Annotated in this window: 17 protein-coding genes; 13 read left to right on the top strand and 4 right to left on the bottom strand. The window is 68.9% G+C overall.

Annotated elements, in window-relative coordinates; all coding sequences use genetic code 11:
- Positions 1 to 130 precede the first annotated feature (130 nt).
- Together ACQGNW_RS14760 and ACQGNW_RS14755 are read left to right on the top strand one after the other, a co-directional pair.
- Entirely contained in the window at positions 131 to 418 is a 288-nt protein-coding gene (locus tag ACQGNW_RS14760; RefSeq protein WP_426663981.1) for a DUF3892 domain-containing protein, read from the top strand.
- A 516-nt stretch (positions 419 to 934) separates the two neighbouring features.
- On the top strand, positions 935 to 1,423 hold the full coding sequence (locus ACQGNW_RS14755) for a hypothetical protein (RefSeq protein WP_426663980.1): 489 nt from the start codon (positions 935 to 937) through the stop codon (positions 1,421 to 1,423).
- Positions 1,424 to 1,543: 120 nt separating this feature from the next.
- Here ACQGNW_RS14755 and ACQGNW_RS14750 read toward each other — a convergent pair whose 3' ends face one another.
- The 3 genes from ACQGNW_RS14750 to ACQGNW_RS14740 all read right to left on the bottom strand — a co-directional run bounded on the left by ACQGNW_RS14750 (position 1,544) and on the right by ACQGNW_RS14740 (position 6,057).
- Complete coding sequence (locus ACQGNW_RS14750) at positions 1,544 to 2,749, bottom strand: acetyl-CoA C-acyltransferase (protein WP_426663979.1); 1,206 nt, start codon at positions 2,747 to 2,749, stop codon at positions 1,544 to 1,546.
- Between the two features lie 155 nt (positions 2,750 to 2,904).
- Complete coding sequence (locus ACQGNW_RS14745) at positions 2,905 to 5,292, bottom strand: 3-hydroxyacyl-CoA dehydrogenase/enoyl-CoA hydratase family protein (protein WP_426663978.1); 2,388 nt, start codon at positions 5,290 to 5,292, stop codon at positions 2,905 to 2,907.
- Positions 5,293 to 5,385: 93 nt separating this feature from the next.
- Positions 5,386 to 6,057 carry a TetR/AcrR family transcriptional regulator gene (locus tag ACQGNW_RS14740; protein ID WP_426663977.1) on the bottom strand — a complete coding sequence of 224 codons (672 nt, stop codon included), beginning with the start codon at positions 6,055 to 6,057 and terminating at the stop codon, positions 5,386 to 5,388.
- A gap of 172 nt (positions 6,058 to 6,229) precedes the next feature.
- Here ACQGNW_RS14740 and ndk point away from each other — a divergent pair, with 172 nt between their 5' ends.
- The 8 genes from ndk (at position 6,230) to moeB (ending at position 14,399) form a co-directional block, all read left to right on the top strand.
- On the top strand, positions 6,230 to 6,655 hold the full coding sequence (gene ndk / locus ACQGNW_RS14735; RefSeq protein ID WP_426663976.1) for a nucleoside-diphosphate kinase: 426 nt from the start codon (positions 6,230 to 6,232) through the stop codon (positions 6,653 to 6,655).
- Positions 6,656 to 6,782: 127 nt separating this feature from the next.
- Positions 6,783 to 7,934: a dual-specificity RNA methyltransferase RlmN gene (rlmN, locus tag ACQGNW_RS14730; RefSeq protein WP_426663975.1), complete on the top strand. Its 1,152-nt coding sequence runs from the start codon at positions 6,783 to 6,785 to the stop codon at positions 7,932 to 7,934.
- Positions 7,924 to 8,739, top strand: a complete 816-nt coding sequence (gene pilW / locus ACQGNW_RS14725) for a type IV pilus biogenesis/stability protein PilW (RefSeq protein WP_426663974.1) — start codon at positions 7,924 to 7,926, stop codon at positions 8,737 to 8,739. The genes rlmN and pilW overlap by 11 nt, the downstream gene beginning before the upstream one ends.
- A gap of 71 nt (positions 8,740 to 8,810) precedes the next feature.
- Positions 8,811 to 9,743: a helix-turn-helix domain-containing protein gene (locus ACQGNW_RS14720; RefSeq protein ID WP_426663973.1), complete on the top strand. Its 933-nt coding sequence runs from the start codon at positions 8,811 to 8,813 to the stop codon at positions 9,741 to 9,743.
- Positions 9,744 to 9,898: 155 nt separating this feature from the next.
- Positions 9,899 to 10,549, top strand: coding sequence for a YfgM family protein (locus tag ACQGNW_RS14715; RefSeq protein WP_426663972.1), 651 nt, complete (start codon positions 9,899 to 9,901; stop codon positions 10,547 to 10,549).
- Positions 10,546 to 11,757, top strand: a complete 1,212-nt coding sequence (bamB, locus tag ACQGNW_RS14710) for an outer membrane protein assembly factor BamB (RefSeq protein ID WP_426663971.1) — start codon at positions 10,546 to 10,548, stop codon at positions 11,755 to 11,757. Before ACQGNW_RS14715 ends, bamB begins: the two co-directional genes overlap by 4 nt.
- Positions 11,758 to 11,790: 33 nt before the next feature.
- Complete coding sequence (der, locus tag ACQGNW_RS14705) at positions 11,791 to 13,194, top strand: ribosome biogenesis GTPase Der (protein ID WP_426663970.1); 1,404 nt, start codon at positions 11,791 to 11,793, stop codon at positions 13,192 to 13,194.
- 35 nt (positions 13,195 to 13,229) lie between these two features.
- Entirely contained in the window at positions 13,230 to 14,399 is a 1,170-nt protein-coding gene (moeB, locus tag ACQGNW_RS14700) for a molybdopterin-synthase adenylyltransferase MoeB (protein ID WP_426663969.1), read from the top strand.
- Here moeB and ACQGNW_RS14695 read toward each other — a convergent pair.
- Positions 14,360 to 14,962 (bottom strand): GNAT family N-acetyltransferase, encoded by a 603-nt coding sequence (locus ACQGNW_RS14695; protein WP_426663968.1) that lies wholly within the window; start codon positions 14,960 to 14,962, stop codon positions 14,360 to 14,362. The genes moeB and ACQGNW_RS14695 overlap by 40 nt on opposite strands.
- Positions 14,963 to 15,027: 65 nt before the next feature.
- Between ACQGNW_RS14695 and folD the strand changes: the two genes are divergently transcribed.
- The 3 genes from folD to guaA all read left to right on the top strand — a co-directional run bounded on the left by folD (position 15,028) and on the right by guaA (position 19,112).
- Complete coding sequence (gene folD, locus ACQGNW_RS14690) at positions 15,028 to 15,885, top strand: bifunctional methylenetetrahydrofolate dehydrogenase/methenyltetrahydrofolate cyclohydrolase FolD (RefSeq protein ID WP_426663967.1); 858 nt, start codon at positions 15,028 to 15,030, stop codon at positions 15,883 to 15,885.
- Between the two features lie 71 nt (positions 15,886 to 15,956).
- Positions 15,957 to 17,417 carry an IMP dehydrogenase gene (guaB, locus tag ACQGNW_RS14685; RefSeq protein ID WP_426663966.1) on the top strand — a complete coding sequence of 487 codons (1,461 nt, stop codon included), beginning with the start codon at positions 15,957 to 15,959 and terminating at the stop codon, positions 17,415 to 17,417.
- A gap of 114 nt (positions 17,418 to 17,531) precedes the next feature.
- Positions 17,532 to 19,112, top strand: coding sequence for a glutamine-hydrolyzing GMP synthase (gene guaA / locus ACQGNW_RS14680; RefSeq protein WP_426663965.1), 1,581 nt, complete (start codon positions 17,532 to 17,534; stop codon positions 19,110 to 19,112).
- Positions 19,113 to 19,230: the final 118 nt, after the last annotated feature.

Here is a 19,230-nt window from a genome sequence, read left to right as displayed (position 1 = left end):
CGGCAAGTGTAGAGGCTGGGGAGCTGCGTCGCTGCACGTTGGCGATCTCGACCCATGAGACAGCAAGGGCTAAGCCTGTGTCGGTGGCGCCGATGGTCGGCGTCGCCCGAATGTCTACAGGAGCAGGGTCATGGCCAATCAAGTCGAAATACGTTGCATCAACAAGTCGAACCGCTACGACGCGCATGAGCGGATCCTTCGTGTCGGAGGCGTCAACCCAAACGGGGAACGCTGGCAGCTGAGCCAGCAGGATGCGATTGCAGGGATCGAGCGCGGTACGTGGAGTTTCTACGTGTCGCGCGCCGGAAACACCGTGCGGGTGCTGGTGGCCGTCAGCCGGTTCGGCCACAAATACCTCAAGACCGAAGCGGATGGCGAGCAACCGGACAACCTGCTCAGCTTGCCGGAGTGTCCCTGAGTTCAGGCGACAAGCCGGACAGGGTCGGTCGCAAGTCCCGGCGACCCGGCCGCAACGCAATCTGTCTCGCGCGCAAGGCTCCGGGCGTTGCGCGCGGGTCTTTTTGTCCGGCGCGCGGCTCGCGGAGCCTTGCGCATGGGTCTTTTAGTCCGGCGCGCGAGGCTGGTCGGCCTTGCGTGCGGGTCTTTTTGCCTTGCGCACGGGGCTTTGGGCGTTGCGCGCAAGGCTCGGACCCTTGCGCGCAAGGCCGGCGGAGTGGCGCGCAAGGCTTTTTGCCTTGCGCGTGGGACTAAAAGCCTTGCGCTCGGAGCTTGGGGCCTTGCGCTGGCCCTGCGCGGGGGGAATGGCAGGGCGGGGCGGTGTGCGCGCCGTGGTCGGCGGGCGCGGGCAGGTTTTGCGGAATAGGCCGGTGCGGATGCGGGGCGACGCCCTACAAGCCCGGGCGGAGTGGGCGGATAGGCTGCCTGCGCCGGCCCTGCGGACCGGCGCGACCTTCCCATCATTCATGGAGCGAACATGAGCCAGAACCTCGTCGACATCGACCTTACCGCCGACGCCCTCGCCGCCATCGACAACGCGCTGACTGCGCTGGAGGCCGGCCTCGCCCCGCTGGTGGCGCTCACGCCGGACCAGCGCCACCAGCTGGTGAAGATGGGCGACAAGTCCGAATCGTTCTGCCGGCAGGCGGGCCACGTGTTTGCGCAGAACCCCGGCGTGCTGCCCGGCAATTTCGACCTGGCCGCCTACCAGCGCGACCTGGCCACGCTGGATGCGCTGCGTCCGCGCCTGCTGCGCCTCGGCCGGCTGTACCAGCGCGGCGCGGATACGGAGATGGCGCTGGGCAGCGACCTGATGAGCAGTGCGCTGGAGGGTTACGCGGTGCTGAAGGTGGCCGGCAAGGGGCAGGGGCTGGACGAGATGCGCCGCATGCTTTCGGCGCGCTTTACCCGCGCTGCGAAGGCGGGCGCTACACCGGCACCGGCGGGGGAGCCGACGCCGGCGTGAGGTTCGCCGGCGGCGCCCGCATGGCCATGGCCGGCGGGCGCAAGTCGACGGCATAAAGCAAAGGGCGGCCTGTGGCCGCCCTTTGCGTTGGAACGAAGGTGGTGCCGGGCGGTCGCGCGATCACAGCGCTTCGAAGATCCCCGCCGCGCCCATGCCGGTGCCGATGCACATGGTCACCATGCCGTACTTCTGCTTCCTGCGGCGCAGGCCGTGCAGCAGGGTGGCGATGCGCACGGCGCCGGTGGCGCCCAGCGGGTGGCCGAGCGCGATGGCGCCGCCGAGCGGGTTCACCTTGGCGGGATCGAGCCGGAGGTCGCCGATCACCGCCAGCGCCTGCGCGGCGAACGCTTCGTTGAGCTCGATCCAGTCGAGCTGCTCCTGCCTGATGCCGGTCTGCGCGAGCGCCTTGGGGATCGCCTCCTTCGGGCCGATGCCCATCACCTCGGGCTTGACGCCGGCGACGGAGAAGCCCACGAAGCGGCCCAGCGGCGCGAGGTTGTACTTCTTCAGCGCGGCCTCGCTGGCCAGCAGCACGGCGCCGGCGCCGTCGGACATCTGGCTGGAGTTGCCCGCGGTGACGGTGCCGCCGAACTGGCCGTTCCTGAACACGGTCTTGAGCTTGCCCAGCACCTCGGCGGTGGTGCCGGCACGCGGGCCTTCGTCGGCGCTGATGACGCGGCTGTCGGTGACGATGCCGCGGGTGGCGAGGTCGGGGTAGCGGTCGTCGAGCCGGAACGGGGTGATCTCGTCGTTGAACTCGCCGGCGGCCTGCGCGGCCAGCGCGCGGCGGTGGCTTTCCACCGAGAACGCGTCCTGCGCCTCGCGGCTGACCTTCCACTGCTTGGCCACGTTCTCGGCGGTGATGCCCATGCCGTAGGCGATGCCGATGTGCTCGTTGCTGAAGATCGCGGGGTTCATCGCGATCTTGTGGCCCATCATCGGCACCATGCTCATGCTCTCGGTGCCACCGGCCAGCATCAGGTCGGCCTCGCCGAGGCGGATGCGGTCGGCGGCCATCGCCACGGCCTGCAGGCCGGAGGAGCAGAAGCGGTTGATGGTGACGCCGGGCACGGTGTCGGGCAGGCCGGCCAGCAGCAGGCCGATGCGCGCCACGTTCATGCCCTGCTCGGCCTCGGGCATGGCGCAGCCGATGATGACGTCGGCGATCTCGTGCGGGTCGATGCCGGGTGCCTGCGCCAGCACCGCCTTGATCACGTGGGCCAGCATGTCGTCGGGGCGGGTGTTGCGGAACACGCCGCGCGGCGCCTTGCCCACCGGGGTGCGGGTGGCGGCGACGATGTAGGCGTCTTGCACTTGCTTGGTCATGGTTCTTGCTCCGTGGCGTCGCGCATCAAGCAGCGACGCGCCGTTGGTTTGTTTTGTTCGTCATTCCGGCGCAGGCCGGAATCCAGTCTCGACAGTGGTCGCTTTTTGCCGCTGGATCCCGGCCTGCGCCGGGATGACGTGCCTGTGAAGTCCGATCAGTTCCTGAGCGGCTTGCCGGTGGTCATGGTGTGGGCGATGCGGGCCTGGGTCTTTTCGGTCTTGGCCAGCTCCACGAAGTGCTTGCGCTCCAGCTCCAGCAGCCACTCCTCGTCCACCAGCGAGCCGCGCTCCACGTTGCCGCCGCACAGGGTGTCGGCGATGCGGGTGGCGATGGCGATGTCGTGCTCGGAGGCGAAGTAGCCGGCCTGCAGGTTGGCCAGCGAGGCCTTGAAGGTGGCGGTGCCCACGTCGCCGGCGACCGGCACGTTGCGCTGATACAGCGGCGGGCGGTAGCCGGATTCGGCCAGCGACAGCGCCACCTTCTTCGCCACGTAGAGCAGCTCGTAGGCGTTGAACACGACCACGTCGCTGTCGCGCAGCAGGCCCATGTTCTTCGCCTCGATCGCGCTGGGCGAGACCCTGGCCATCGCCACCGTCTCGAACACCTTCTTCAGCGCCTCGAACGGATCGGCCGGGTTGGCCTTGGCCGCGCGCACGGCCAGCTCGTGCAGGCCGCCGCCGGCGGGCAGCAGGCCCACGCCGGCCTCGACCAGGCCGATGTAGCTTTCCAGCGCGGCCACGGTGCGTGCGGAGTGCATCTGGAACTCGCAGCCGCCGCCCAGCGCGAGGCCGCGCACGGCGGACACCACGGGAACGAGCGAATGCTTGATGCGCATGCTGGTGCGCTGGAAGTTGGCGACCATCTTCTCGAAGTCGTCGAACCTGCCGGCCTGCAGCAGGCCCAGCGCGCCCTTGAGGTCGGCGCCGGCGGAGAACGGCTCGCCGGTCTGCCAGATCACCACGGCCTTGAGCTTTTCCTCGGCGATGCCGATGGCGTGCTGGATGCCGTCCAGCACCTGGTCGTTGACCGTGTGCATCTTGGTCTTGAAGGAGAGGATGCCCACGCCGTCGTCGCCCAGCGTCCACAGGCGCACGCCGTCGTTCTCCCACACGGTGCTGCCCTGGTCGAAGGTCTCGCCGAGGATGGGATCGGGGAACAGCTGGCGCGCGTAGACCGGGTGCGCGGAGCGCGACTTGTACTTGCCGTCGGCGGCGGACCAGGAGCCGTCCTTGCCGTGCACGCCGTCGCGGCCGTCCAGCACCCAGGCGGGCAGCGGCGCGCTGCTCATCGCCTTGCCGGCGGCGATGTCCTCCTGCACCCACTTGGCCACCTGCTGCCAGCCGGCGGCCTGCCAGGTCTCGAACGGGCCGAGCTTCCAGCCGTAGCCCCAGCGGATGGCGAAGTCCACGTCGCGCGCGGTGTCGGCGATGTCGGCGAGGTGGTAGGCGGTGTAGTGGAACAGGTCGCGGAAGGTGGCCCACAGGAACTGCGCCTGCTTGTCCGCGGAGGCGCGCAGCTTGGCGAACTTCTCGGCGGGGTTCCTGATGGCGAGGATGGCGGCCACCTCGTCCGAGGCCTTCTGCTCGCTGGCGCGGTAGTCCTGCTTCGCGACGTCGAGCACCACGATGTCCTTGCCGGCCTTCCGGTAGAAGCCGGCACCGTTCTTCTGGCCCAGCGCGCCTTTCTCGATCAGTGCGGAGAGCCACACCGGCGACTTGAAGTAGGCGTGCCACGGGTCGTTCGGCAGCGTGTCGGCCATGGTCTTGATGACGTGCGCCATGGTGTCCAGGCCCACCACGTCGGCGGTGCGGTAGGTGGCGCTCTTCGGGCGGCCCACGGCGGGGCCGGTGAGCGCGTCGACCACGTCGAAGCCCAGGCCGAACTGCTCGGTGTGGTGCATGGTGGCCAGCATCGAGAACACGCCGATGCGGTTGCCGATGAAGTTCGGCGTGTCGCGGGCGATCACCACGCCCTTGCCGACGGTGGTGACGAGGAAGGCTTCGAGGCCTTCGACCACCCTGGCGTCGGTGAGGCGGGTCGGGATCACTTCGACCAGGTGCATGTAGCGCGGCGGGTTGAAGAAGTGCACGCCGCAGAAGCGGTGGCGCATTTCCTCCGGCAGCGCCTCGGCCAGGCCGTTGATCGACAGGCCGGAGGTGTTCGACGCCAGCACCGCGGCGGGCGCGACGTGCGGGGCGATCCTGCGGTAGAGGTCCAGCTTCCAGTCCATGCGCTCGGCGATGGCTTCCACGATCAGGTCGCAGCCTTCCAGCAGGGCCAGGTGCTCGTCGTAGTTCGCCGGGATGATGGCGGCGGCGAGGCTGGCGTCGGCCAGCGGGGCGGGCGAGAGCTTCTTCAGGTGCTCGATGGCCTTGAGCGCGATGCCGCTCTTGGGGCCTTCCTTCGCGGCGAGGTCGAACAGCACGGTCTCGACGCCGGCGTTGGTCAGGTGCGCGGCGATCTGCGCGCCCATGACGCCGGCGCCGAGCACGGCCGCCTTGCGGATGCGCAGCGCCGGGGTGGTGGTGGATGGAGCGGTCATTGGATTCTCCAGGTGTGATGCGAATACATGAGGCGGGAAGGACATGGAACGCGGCCGGCGCTCAGCGGCCGGTGAAGGCAAGGTCGCGGGCGCTCATTCGCCGGCCCTCAGGCCGGCGGCGGCGAAGCGGACGAGGTGGGCGACGGTCTGCTCGCGGTGGACGCTTTCGCTGACGTCGTGCTTGCGCTGGATCATGCCGAAGCCGGACATCGCGTGGGTCAGCGCGCCGGTGACGAGGTCGATGCGCCAGTACAGCTCCTCCTTGCTCAACCGCGGCAGCAGGCGGGCGAATTCGGCGGTGAACTGGCGCATCACGTGGCCGTAGTTCTCGGACAGGAACTTGCGCAGGGTGTCGTCGTGCTCGGCGAAGGCGCGCGCCAGCACGCGCATGAACAGCGAGCCGTTGTCGTCGTGCGACAGTTCGAGAGCAGGGCGGATGAAGGCGTCCAGCACGTCCTCCAGCCGGGTCTCGGGCTGGCCGGCCACCCTGGCCAGTGCGGCCAGGCGCCGAGCATTCAGCGCGTCCAGCCGGCGCCGGAACACCTGCTCGACCAGCTTCTCCTTGGACCCGAAGTGGTAGTTCACCGCAGCGAGGTTGACCCCGGCGGAGCTGGTCAGCTGGCGCAGCGAGGCGCCGTCGAAGCCGCGCTGGGCGAACAGCGCCTCGGCGGCGGCGAGTATGCGTTCCTTGGTGGAGCCGGTACGGTTCACGGATCGGGTCTTCCCAGGTGGCCGGGGGTGTCGTTCAAACGATCGTTTGAGCATACGCGGGCGGCTTCGCCGCCGTCAAACCGCCGGGGCGGCCGGCCCGTGCGCGACTTGCGAATGGGATAGAATCTGTCAAACTTCGCAGGCTAAACCCGCATTCCGAGTCGGTTTTGGCTCATCGCGGCGCAACGCCGACTCCTCATTCCATCCCGTTTCCCGGAGCACCCCCATGGCGCTGGAGCGCACCCTTTCCATCATCAAGCCCGATGCCGTCGCGAAGAACGTGATCGGCGAGATCTACGCCCGTTTCGAGAAGGCCGGCCTCAAGGTGGTCGCCGCCAAGATGGCGCAGCTGTCGCGCGCCGAGGCCGAGGGTTTCTACGCGGTGCACAAGGAGCGCCCGTTCTTCAAGGCGCTGGTGGAGTTCATGATCTCCGGCCCGGTGATGATCCAGGTGCTGGAAGGCGAGAACGCGATCCTGAAGAACCGCGAGCTGATGGGCGCCACCAACCCGAAGGAAGCCGCGCCGGGCACGATCCGCGCCGATTTCGCCGACTCGATCGACGCGAACGCGGTGCACGGTTCCGACGCCGCCGAGACCGCGAAGGTGGAGATCGCCTACTTCTTCGCCGCGACGGAAGTGCACTCCCGCTGATGCGTTCATCGATGAACGCGGAGATCGAAACGCGGCCGCCCGTGGCCGCACGAGTTGAGCCAGGGCGTTCATCCATCAACGCGAAGATCAAAAGGCGGCCGTCCGTGGCCGCGCTCAGAAAAAGGACATGAACCAGGTACCCGCCACTTCATCCGATCCGACCGGCACCGCCGGCAAGGTCAACCTGCTCGACTTCGACCGCCAGGGGTTGCGCGACTTCTTCGCGCAGCTCGGCGAGAAGCCGTACCGCGCCGAGCAGGTGATGAAGTGGATCTACCATCACCTGGAGTCCGACTTCGCCAACATGACCGACGTGGGCAAGGCGCTGCGCGCCAAGCTCGAGGCGAGCTGCCACGTCGGTCCGCCGAAGACGCTGCTGGACAAGGCCGCCGCCGACGGCACGCACAAGTGGCTGCTGGGCATCGATGCCCGCAACGCGGTGGAGGCGGTGTACATCCCCGAACCCACCCGCGGCACGCTGTGCGTGTCCTCGCAGATCGGCTGCGCGCTGAACTGCCAGTTCTGCTCCACCGGCGCGCAGGGCTTCAACCGCAACCTCGCCACCGCCGAGATCATCGGCCAGATGTGGGTGGCGGCGAAGCAGCTGGGCAACGTCACCCACCAGAACCGTCGCATCACCAACGTGGTGATGATGGGCATGGGCGAGCCGCTGGCGAACTTCGACAACGTGGTGCGCGCGATGAACCTGATGCGCGACGACCTCGGCTTCGGCCTCGCCGCCAAGCGCGTCACGCTGTCCACCGCGGGCATGGTGCCCTGGATCGACAGGCTTTCCGAGGTGATCGACGTGTCGCTGGCGGTGTCGCTGCACGCGGCCAACGACGAGCTGCGCACCGAGCTGATGCCGATCAACAAGCGCTATCCGCTGGCCGAACTCACCGCCGCCTGCCAGCGCTGGATCGCGCGCAAGCCGCGCACCTCGATCACGTTCGAATACACCCTGATGAAGGGCGTGAACGACCAGCCCGAGCATGCTAAGCAGCTGATCCGCTTCATGCGCAGGCTGCCGACCTGCAAGGTCAACCTGATCCCGTTCAACCCCTTCCCCGGCACGCGCTACGAGCGCTCGGACGCCGAGACCATCCGTGCGTTCCAGACCCAGTTGCTCAACGCCGGCATCCTCACCATGCTGCGCCGTACCCGCGGCGACGACATCGACGCGGCCTGCGGCCAGCTGGCCGGGCAGGTGAACGACCGCACCCGGCGCAGCGCCGGGATTCGCCAACGTGTGGACCAAGAGGTGACGCATGCGCTGTAAGCCGCTGCTGGGGTTCGGTCTGGCGCTGGCGCTCGCCGGCTGCGTGACGGTGGGCGGTGGCGACAACGGCAACGGCAGCGGCAGCGGGCAATCGAGCAGCGCCAACATCGCGGCGACCAGCAAGGCCGACCAGCGCCAGGACGCGGCCCGCATCCATACCGAGCTGGCCCAGCATTACCTCGCCGACGGCGACCTGCAGGACGCGCTGGCCAAGCTGCAGCTGGCATTGAAGTTCGACCCGAACTACGCGCCGGCACACACCGTGATCGCGGTGGTCTACGAGAAGATCAACAACCTCCCCGAGGCCGAGGCCCACTATCGCAAGGCGGTGGCGCTGGAGCCGACCAAGGGCGGCCCGAACAACAACCTCGGCCAGTTCCTCTGCCGCACCGGCAAGGTGCAGGAATCGATCGGCTACTTCAACAGGGCGGTGGCCGATCCCTTCTACGCCACCCCCGACGTGGCACTGACCAATGCCGGCATCTGCCAGTTGCGGGTGAACGACACGGCCGGCGCGGAAGCGAGTTTTCGTGACGCAATCGCACGAAATCCCCGCAATGGCGATGCACTTTTCCATCTCGCCGAAGTACTCTACCGGCAGGGGGATGCGTTTCGTGCTCGGGCCTTCATCCAGCGTTTCGATGCGCTGGGCAAACCCAATGCGGCCGCTCTCAAGCTTGGTTACGATATCGAGTCGCGCTTGGGTAATACGGACGCAGCCCAGACCTATCTCAGGCGTTTGCAGGGCCAGTTCCCGGACTCGGAGCAGGCTCGCGCCCTGAAAACCACTGCCAGCAGTCAATGACCACGATGCAGCCTTCCCAGTCCGGCCAGGATCCGGCCGCGCATGATCTGTTCGTCGATCGGCGTGACGTCATGGAAGTCTCCGCCGCCAGTCACCCGCTCGACCACCACGACGCCGCCTTCGGCAGCCGCCTGCGGGCGGCGCGCGAGGCGCTTGGCAGGGACCTCGAGACCTGCGCGCACGCACTCAAGCTGCCGCTGCGCATCCTGCGCAAGCTGGAGCAGGGCGAGCACGCAGGCATCGATTCGAAGATCTACCTCGCCAGCTACATCGGCAAGTACGGCCAGTACCTCGGCATCAGCGAGGCCGAGATCCAGGCCGAGCAGGCGCGCATCCGCCAGGCCGAGCCGCCGCTGGTGGCCACCGGCGGCGTCTCGCATTCGCGCTTCCTGTTCGACCGCTACGCCACCGCCGCCACCTATCTGGTGCTTACCCTGGTGATCGTGGTGCCGACGGTATGGTTCGGCGTGCGCAGCACGCTGGATCGCGACCTCAGCCATCTCACCCCGCTGGATGCCTCGCCGGTGGCGCAGCAGGACGTGCAGGCCACCGTGCCGGGCAAGCCGGGCGCAGCCGCGGCTGCGGCGGCACCCGTCGCGAAGGCGCCGGTCGCGCAGCCCGCCCAGGATCAGCCGTTGATGGCCTCGATGGCGCCGTTCCCGAGCCTCGGCGACGACGCACCGCAGCCGCCGAAGGTCGCCGCGCCCGCGGCCGCCGCAGATGCGGGGACGGGCGGGCACAGCCTCAGCGTGAACCTCAGCGCGGCCAGCTGGATCGAGGTGACCGGGCAGGACGGCACGCGGCTGGAATATGGCCTGCTGCCGGCCGGCAGCAGCAAGACCTGGCACAGCGACCAGCCGCTGGACGTGCGCATCGGCAACGTCGGCGGCGCGCAGGTGAGCATCGACGGCCAGCCGGTGGCGCTCGACGGTTTCCGCCACGCCAACGTGGCGCATTTCCGCGTGCAGATCGCGGACGGCAAGGCCGCTGCAGCCAGCCTCTGACCGCTGCAGCGCAGGCGCGCGCCGCGCCTGCGGGCGATCCATTTCGGTTATGCTTGCCCATTCTTCGCCCCTGACCGGGCGAAGGGTGCCGGCGGACTGTTTTCCGTCCCCCGCACGCGGTGCGCGACGCGCACGATTTCCTTCAACGGTGAAGCATGGCATTCGACGCATACGACGACTACGAACAAAGCGAACGTGTCCAGAAATGGCTGCGCGAGAACGGCTTGTCCATCGCCGTGGGCATCGCGATCGGCCTGGTCGGCATCTTCGGCCTGCAGCAGTGGCGCAAGCACCAGGCGAACAACGAAGCCGCCGCCGCCACCCTGTACCAGCAGGCGCAGGTGGCGCTGGCCAGCGGCAAGCCGGAGGCGGCGACCGCCTTCGTCGACGAGCTGATGAAGGACTATGCCAAGTCGCCGTATGCGCTGTTCGCGGTCAGCGACCGCGCGAAGCAGCAGGTGCAGGACAAGCAACTGGACAAGGCGATCGCTTCGCTGCAGTGGGCGGAGGGGCACGCCACCGCCCCGGCGCTGAAGGCGCTGGTGCAGTTGCGCATCGCCCGGGTGCAGTTGGCCAAGGGCGACGGCAAGGCCGCGCTGGCCACGCTCGACGCGATACCGGCCGGGCAGTACACCGGCCTCGACCAGGAACTCCGCGGCGATGCGCTGGTCAAGCTGGGACGCGCCGACGACGCACGCAAGGCCTACCAGGCGGCGATGACGGCATTGGGTGAGGACGCGCCGCAGCATGCCGTCCTGCAGATGAAAATCGACGATCTGGCCGTGGCCGGGAAGCAGGGTGCATGAAAGTCGTGGTGAACAAGCGCGCATGGCTGGTCGCTGTCGGTTCGCTGGTGCTGCTGGCCGGCTGCAATTCGTTCAAGAAGAAGAACCTCGAGCCGCCGACTCCGCTGGAAAAGCATTTCAAGGCCACGGTGCAGGTCAGCAAGGTGTGGAGCGCACGCATCGGTGACGGTCCCGGCATCAGCGGCGTGCGCCTGCGCCCGACGGTGGTGGACGGCGTGCTGTACGCCGACAGCACCGACGGCAAGATCGCCGCGTTCGACGCCGCCACGGGCAAGAAGCTGTGGGAAAAGAGCAGCCGCACCAAGGGCTGGTTCGGCTGGGGCGACAAGAAGCGCCCTGACGCGCTGTACGCCGGCGGTCCGGCCGTGGCCGGCGACCTGCTCGTCGTGGGCACGCTCGACGGCCACGTCTACGGCATGAACGCGAAGGACGGCGGCCCGCGCTGGGAAGCCGACCTGGTCTCCGAGGTGGTCGCCGCGCCGGCGATCAGCGGCGACCTCGTGATCGCGCGCACCCAGGACGGCCGCATCTATGGCCTCGACGCCGCCACCGGCAAGCGCCGCTGGGTCTACGACCAGGGCAACGTGCCCACGCTCAGCCTGCGCGGCAACGGCGTGCCGCTGGCCGCGAACGGCGTGATATTCGTCGGCAGCGATGACGGCAAGCTGGTCGCGCTGCGCCAGGACAACGGCGAGAAGCTGTGGGAGCAGAAGCTCGCCAACGGCGAGGGCCGCACCGACATCGAGCGCCTCGACGACGCCGACGGCGCGATCCTGCTTGACGGCAGCACGCTGTACGGTGCCGCCTACCACGGCAACCTCACCGCGATCGACGGACCCAGCGGGCGTCCGCTGTGGTCGCACCCGTTCTCCACCTACACCGCGCTGGCCACCGGCGGCAACGCCGTCTACGGCGTCGACGATCAGGGCGTGGTGTGGGCGTTCGACCGCAGCGGCGGCGCGGACATGTGGAAGAACGACAAGCTGAAGTACCGCTGGCTGACCGGTCCCGCGGTGCAGGGCAACTACGTGGTGGTCGGCGACATGTACGGCTACGTGCACTGGCTGCAGACCGGCGACGGCGCGCTGGCCGCGCGCGTGCGCCTGTCGAAGAAGGCGATCCAGGCCCAGCCGCTGGTGGTGGGCGACACCGTGTACGTCGAGGACGTGAAGGGCCATATCGGCGCCTACCGTCTCGGTGCGCACTGACGCCGCACCCGCCGCAAGGAGCCGTGTTTCGCCATGCTGCCCGTCGTCGCCCTGGTCGGCCGTCCCAATGTCGGTAAATCGACCCTCTTCAACGCGCTGACGCGCAGCCGCGACGCCCTGGTGGCCGACCTGCCGGGCGTCACCCGCGATCGCCATTACGGCGTCTGCCACCTCATGGAAGAGCGGCCTTTCGTGGTCGTCGACACCGGTGGCCTGTCCGGCATGGACGAAGGCCTCGACGCGCTCACCGCGCAGCAGGTGCGCCTCGCCATCGACGAGGCGCAGGTGCTGGTGCTGGTGCTGGACGCGCGCGACGGCCTGCTGCCGCAGGACCGCAGCATCCTCGACGAACTGCGCCGCAGCGGCAAGCCGATCATCGCCGCGGTCAACAAGACCGACGGCCTGGACGAACAGGCCGCGCTGGCCGAGTTCGCCGCCTTCGGCATCGCCGCCACGCTGCCGCTGGCCGCCGCGCACAACCGCGGCACCGACCGCCTGCTTGCCGCGCTGCGACCGCTGCTGCCCGACGACGCTGACGGGGAAGCCGTGCCGGACGAGGACGGCAGCATCCGCGTTGCCATCGTCGGCCGGCCCAACGCGGGCAAGTCCACCCTGGTCAACCGCCTGCTCGGCGAGGACCGGCTGATCGTCTCCGACGTGGCCGGCACCACCCGCGACCCGATCCGCGTGCCGCTGGAGCGCGACGGCCGCCGCTACACCCTGATCGACACCGCCGGCGTCAGGCGCAAGGCGCGCGTCGAGGAGGCGCTGGAGAAGTTCAGCGTCATCAAGACCCTGCAGTCGATGGCCGCCGCGCAAGTCGTGGTGCTGATGATCGACGCGCGCGAAAACCTCGCCGACCAGGACCTCACCCTGATCGGCCACGCCCTGGACGAAGGCAGGGCGCTGGTGATCGCCGTCAACAAGTGGGATGGCCTGGACGCCTACCAGCGCGAGCAGTGCCAGCGTGCGCTGGAACGCCGCCTGCAGTTCGTGGACTGGGCGAAACAGGTCTACATTTCCGCGCTGCACGGGTCGGGGCTGCGCGAACTGATGCGCGCGGTGGTGCGCGCGCATGCCTCGGCCACGAAGGAACTCGGCTCCTCCGACCTCACCCGCACGCTGGAGCAGGCCTACCAGGGCTACCAGCCGCCGCTGGTGCGCGGGCACGCGCCCAAGTTGCGCTTCGCCCATCCTGGTGGCAGCAACCCGCCCACCATCGTGCTGCACGGCAGCCGCACCAGGCACATCGCGCCGGCCTACCAGCGCTATCTCGAGAACTTCTTCCGCAAGCGCTACAAGCTGGAAGGCACGCCGATCCGCATCGTGTTCCGCGAGGGCGAGAATCCCTACGCCGGCAAGAAGAACGTGCTCACCGAGGCGCAGCAGCGCAAGCGCCAGCGCATGATCCGCGAGATGAAAAAGCGCAAGCGCTGAGCGCGCGCTCGCGCCGGCAGGTCTAAACTGACGCGATGAACGACGCACTGAATCGCGAAAGCTGGCTGGTTTCGCTGCGCGCCAGCATTCCCGAGGTTTCTCCCGCCGAAGCGCTGGCCCGCCAGACCAGGGGCGCGCTGCTGGTCGACGTGCGCGAGGAGGGCGAGCGCGCCGCCGGCATGCCGGCCGGCGCGCTGGGCCTGTCGCGCGGCTTCCTCGAACTGCGCATCGAACAGAGCGAGCCGGACCGCGCGCGGCCGCTGCTCACGCTGTGCGGCAGCGGCGCGCGTTCGCTGCTGGCGGCCGAGGCACTCAGGCGCATGGGCTACCGGGAGGTGGCCTCGGTGGCCGGCGGCTTCGAGCGCTGGAAGACCGAAGGCCTGCCGGTGAGCGCCGCCGCGCTGGACGCCGACGCCGCCGAACGCTACGCGCGCCAGCTGCGCCTGCCGCAGGTGGGCGAGGCGGGACAGGCGAAGCTCGCCACGGCGAAGGTCGTGCTGCTCGGCGCCGGCGGCCTCGGTGCGCCGGCGGCGCTGTATCTCGCCGCGGCCGGCGTCGGCCAGCTCACCCTGGTGGACGACGACCGCGTGGAGCGCTCCAACCTGCATCGCCAGGTGATCCACGCCGATGCGCGCATGGGCATGGCCAAGACCGAATCGGCGCGCCTCGCGCTCAACGCGCTGAACCCGCGCGTGCGCGTCGAAACGCGCAACGAGCGGCTGCGTGCCGACAACGTCGAACGCCTGCTCGGGGGCCACGAGCTGGTGATCGACGGCGCCGACAATTTTCCCGCGCGTTACCTGCTTGCCGCCGCTACGCGACGACTGCGCCTGCCGATGGTGTACGGCGCGGTGGAGCGCTTCACCGGCCAGGTCAGCGTGTTCGATCCGCGCCGCAACGATGCGCCGTGCTACCGCTGCCTGTTCCCCGAACCGCCCGCAGCCGCCGACGCGCCCAACTGCAGCGAGGCAGGTGTGCTCGGCGTGCTGCCTGGCATCGTGGGCCTGCTGCAGGCCACCGAGGCGCTGAAGCTGATCCTCGGCATCGGCGAGCCGCTGGTCGGCCGCCTGCTGTCCTTCGATGCGCTGGGCATGCGCTTCCGCGAGACGCGCCTGCCGCGCGACCCGGCCTGCCCGGGCTGCGGTGCGGCGGCGCGCTTCACCGGTTACGAGGACATCGCCGCCTTCTGCGCCGCTGCCGGTTGAGCGAGATCGGCGGGAATCAGCGCATACAGCGCCGCGTCGTGGGCGCGGTCCCAGGCCCACAGCCGGTGCCTCGCCATGCCTTCGAACGCGGCGCCGAGCTTTTCCGCGACGCGGCGGCTGGCGTGGTTGCCGGGCAGCGTCACGATCTCGATCCGGATCAGGCCCAGTTCGGCGAAGCCGAAGCGCGCCACCAGCCGGGCGGCGGCGGTGGCGATGCCGTGGCCCTGGCGCGACGCACGCACCCAGTAGCCGAGGTTGGCGCTGCGATGCGGCAGGTTGAGCTGATTGAGCCCGCAGCCGCCCAGCAAGTCGCCGCTGGACGCGTCGCGTGCGGCGAACGCGAACTGCGTGCCGCTCTGCCAGGTCTCGCGGCAATGCGTCGTCCACGCCATGGCCTGCGCCATGCCGTAGTCGTCGCGGCACCAGGGCAGCCAGCGCCCCACGCTGGCGACCGATTCGCGCACCGCCGCATGCAGGTCGGCGGCATCCGCATCGCACCACGGCCGCAGCAGCAGGCGGCCGTCGGCGAGTGTGGGCGAAGTGTTGGCGACGGCATCTGCCATGGCGTGGCGTTTGTGCGCTGCGGCGGGAGCTTGGATAATGGCGCCTCTTCCGGCATGGCATCAACATGAGCGCACGCATACTCGACGGCAAACGCATCGCGCAGGAACTGCTGGAGCGGATCGGCCGGCGCGTCGCCGAGCGCAAGGCGCAGGGCCGGCCCGCACCGGGCCTGGCCGTGGTGCTGGTGGGCGACGATGCCGCCTCCTCGGTGTACGTGCGCAACAAGCGCAAGGCCTGCCACCAGGTGGGTTTCCGCTCCTTCGATTTCGACCTGCCGGCGAGCACCACGCAGGACGAGCTGTTCGCGCTGATCGACCGGCTCAATGCCGATCCCGCGGTGCACGGCATCCTGGTGCAGTCGCCGCTGCCGGCGCACATCGACGAAGACGCGCTGGTCGACCGCATCGACGCGGGCAAGGACGTGGACGGCTTCCAGGCGGTGAACGTGGGGCGCCTCGCGCTGCGCCGCTTCGGCCTGCGCCCGTGCACGCCCAAGGGCGTGATGACCCTGCTCGGGCACACCGACCGCCCGGTGCGCGGCCAGCACGCGGTGGTGGTGGGCGTGTCCAACCACGTGGGCCGGCCGCTGGCGCTGGAACTGCTGATCGCCGGCTGCACCACCACCTGCTGCCACAAGTTCACCCGCGACCTGGAAAGCCACGTGCGCCAGGCCGACATCGTGATCGTCGCCGTGGGCCGGCCGGGGCTGGTGAAGGGCGAATGGGTCAAGCCGGGTGCGGTGGTGGTCGACGTGGGCATCAACCGGCTCGACGACGGCCGGCTGGTGGGCGACGTGGAATTCGAGCCCGCCGCCGAGCGCGCAAGCTGGATCACGCCGGTGCCCGGCGGCGTCGGCCCGATGACGGTGGCCACGCTGATGGAGAACACGCTGGAAGCGGCGGAAGCGCGCGACGCGGCCTGATCCATTCAGCCTCCGCGCTGGCGGCATGCTGCAGTGCCGCGTATAATCCTCTCTTTGCCGCGGGGCTTACCATGCGCATACTCGCCGAGGCGCTCACCTACGACGACGTCTACCTCGTTCCGGGCCATTCCACCGTGCTTCCGCGCGACGTGGACACCTCCACCCGGTTCACCCGCAACCTGCGCCTGAACATCCCCATCGTCTCCGCCGCAATGGACACCGTCACCGAGGCGCGCCTCGCCATCACCATGGCGCAGCAGGGCGGCATCGGCATCATCCACAAGAACATGACGCTCGAACAGCAGGCCGCCGAAGTGCGCCTGGTGAAGAAGTTCGAGGCGGGCGTGATCCGCAATCCCTTCAGCGTCAGCCCGGACACCTCGATCCGCGAGGTGCTCAAGCTTACCCGCGCACACAACATCTCCGGCGTGCCGGTGGTGGAGGGCGAGAAGCTGGTCGGCATCGTCACCAGCCGCGACATGCGCTTCGAGCGCAAGCCCGACGACCCGGTGCGCAACATCATGACCCGGCAGGACAAGCTGGTCACGGTGAAGGAGGGCGCCAGCCAGAACGAGGTGCTGCAACTGCTGCACAAGCACCGCATCGAGAAGGTGCTGGTGGTCAACGACGACTTCCAGCTGCGCGGCCTGATCACCGTGAAGGACATCCAGAAGGCGCGCGACAACCCGAATTCGGTGAAGGACCGCAACGAGGCGCTGCTGGTCGGCGCCGCGGTGGGCGTGGGCGGCGATACAGAGCGCCGCGTCGAGGCGCTGGTCGAGGCCGGCGTGGATGTGCTGGTGGTGGATACCGCGCACGGCCATTCGCAGGGCGTGATCGACCGCGTGGCCTGGGTGAAGAAGCAGTTCCCGCAGGTGCAGGTGGTGGCCGGCAACATTGTCACCGGCGAGGCCGCGCTGATGCTGCGCGATGCCGGCGCCGACGCGGTGAAGGTGGGCGTGGGCCCCGGCTCCATCTGCACCACGCGCGTGGTGGCCGGCGTGGGCGTGCCGCAGATCACCGCGATCGACCTGGTCGCCACGGCGCTGAAGGATTCCATACCGCTGATCGCTGACGGCGGCATCCGCTATTCCGGCGACATCCCGAAGGCGCTGGCCGCGGGTGCCTCCACCGTGATGCTGGGCTCGATGTTCGCCGGCACCGAGGAATCGCCGGGCGAGGTCGAGCTGTTCCAGGGGCGCTCGTACAAGAGCTACCGCGGCATGGGTTCGATCGGCGCGATGCAGCTCGGTTCCAAGGACCGCTACTTCCAGGACAACGAAGCCGACGCCGACAAGCTGGTGCCCGAGGGCATCGAAGGGCGCGTGCCGTACCGCGGCCCGCTGCGCAACATCATCCACCAGCTGATCGGCGGCCTGCGCGCCTCGATGGGCTACCTCGGCGCGGCCACCATCGACGACGTGCGCCACAAGGCGCAGTTCGTCAAGGTGACCTCGGCCGGCGTCACCGAGGCGCATCCGCACGACATCCAGATCACCAAGGAAGCGCCGAACTACCGGCTGAATTCCTGAGGCAGGGCGGGCAGCAGATTCCTGCCCGACCCGCGATCCATGCGTGACGACGTTCCCGCGCCTGCGGGCACGACACGACCCATTCCGGACCCATTCCCGAAAAGCCCGAGTCCGATGCAGAACATCCATTCCGACAAGATCCTCATCCTCGATTTCGGCGCGCAGTACACACAGCTGATCGCGCGCCGGGTGCGTGAGATCGGCGTGTATTGCGAGATCTGGGCCTGGGACCACGACCCGACCGAGATCGCCAAGTTCGGCGCCAAGGGCATCATCCTTTCGGGCGGCCCCGAATCGACCACGCTGGAAGGCGCGCCGAAGGCGCCGCAGGAAGTGTTCGACGCGGGCCTGCCGATCCTCGGCATCTGCTACGGCATGCAGACGCTGGCCGCGCAGCTGGGCGGCGCGACGGAAGCGGCCGACCAGCGCGAGTTCGGCCACGCGGAAGTGGACATCGTGGCGAAGAGCCGCCTGTTCGACGGCCTGAGCGACCATGCCGACGCGCACCGTCTGGACGTCTGGATGAGCCATGGCGACCACGTCAGCCAGGCGCCGCCGGGCTTCGCCATCACCGGATCCACCGACCGCATACCGGTGGCGGTGATGGAGAACGAGGACAAGCGCTGGTACGGCGTGCAGTTCCATCCCGAGGTGACGCACACGAAGCAAGGCAGCGCGCTGCTCAAGCGTTTCGTCACCGAGATCTGCGGCTGCGCCACGCTGTGGACCGCCGCCAACATCATCGACGACCAGATCGCCCGCGTGCGCGAGCAGGTCGGCGAGGATCACGTGCTGCTCGGCCTGTCCGGCGGCGTGGATTCCTCCGTGGTCGCCGCGTTGCTGCACCGGGCCATCGGCGACCAGCTCACCTGCGTGTTCGTCGACACCGGCCTGCTGCGCTTCAAGGAAGGCGACCAGGTGATGGCCACGATGGCCGAGCACATGGGCGTCAAGGTGATCCGCGTGAACGCCGCGGCGCGCTACTTCGAGGCACTGGAAGGCGTGGCCGACCCGGAGGCCAAGCGCAAGATCATCGGCCGCCTGTTCGTGGAGATCTTCGACGAGGAATCGGCGAAGGTTACCGCCGCCGGCAACGGCCACGTGAAGTGGCTGGCGCAGGGCACGATCTATCCGGACGTGATCGAGTCCGCCGGCAGCAAGACCGGCAAGGCCCACGTCATCAAGAGCCACCACAACGTGGGCGGCCTGCCCGAGCACATGAAGCTCAAGCTGGTCGAGCCGCTGCGCGAGCTGTTCAAGGACGAGGTGCGCCGCATCGGCGTGGAACTCGGCCTGCCGCGCGAGATGGTCTACCGCCACCCGTTCCCCGGCCCGGGCCTGGGCGTGCGCATCCTGGGGGAAGTGAAGCCCGAATACGCCGAACTGCTGGCCCGCGCCGATGCCATCTTCATCGACGAGCTGCGCAAGGCCGACCTGTACGACAGGACCAGCCAGGCCTTCGCCGTGTTCCTGCCGGTGAAGTCGGTCGGCGTGGTCGGCGACGCGCGCGCCTACGAATGGGTGATCGCGCTGCGCGCGGTGGAAACCGTCGACTTCATGACCGCGCACTGGGCGCACCTGCCGTACGAGTTCCTCGGCAAGGTGTCCAACCGCATCATCAACGAGCTGCGCGGCGTCTCGCGCGTGGTCTACGACATCAGCGGCAAACCGCCGGCCACCATCGAGTGGGAGTGAGCGCCGCCCGTGCGGCTGCAGCATTGCTGCACCGGAGGCGCTGAAGAAATCCGCGTGCCTGCAGCAGGACGTCGTTCGAGTCCGGATCCGCCCGGATCGCTTTTGCCGTGGCGCTTGT

The organism is Rhodanobacter aciditrophus, from assembly GCF_050026795.1.
Taxonomy (GTDB): domain Bacteria; phylum Pseudomonadota; class Gammaproteobacteria; order Xanthomonadales; family Rhodanobacteraceae; genus Rhodanobacter_A.
This window is presented reverse-complemented; position numbering and strand designations above follow the sequence as displayed.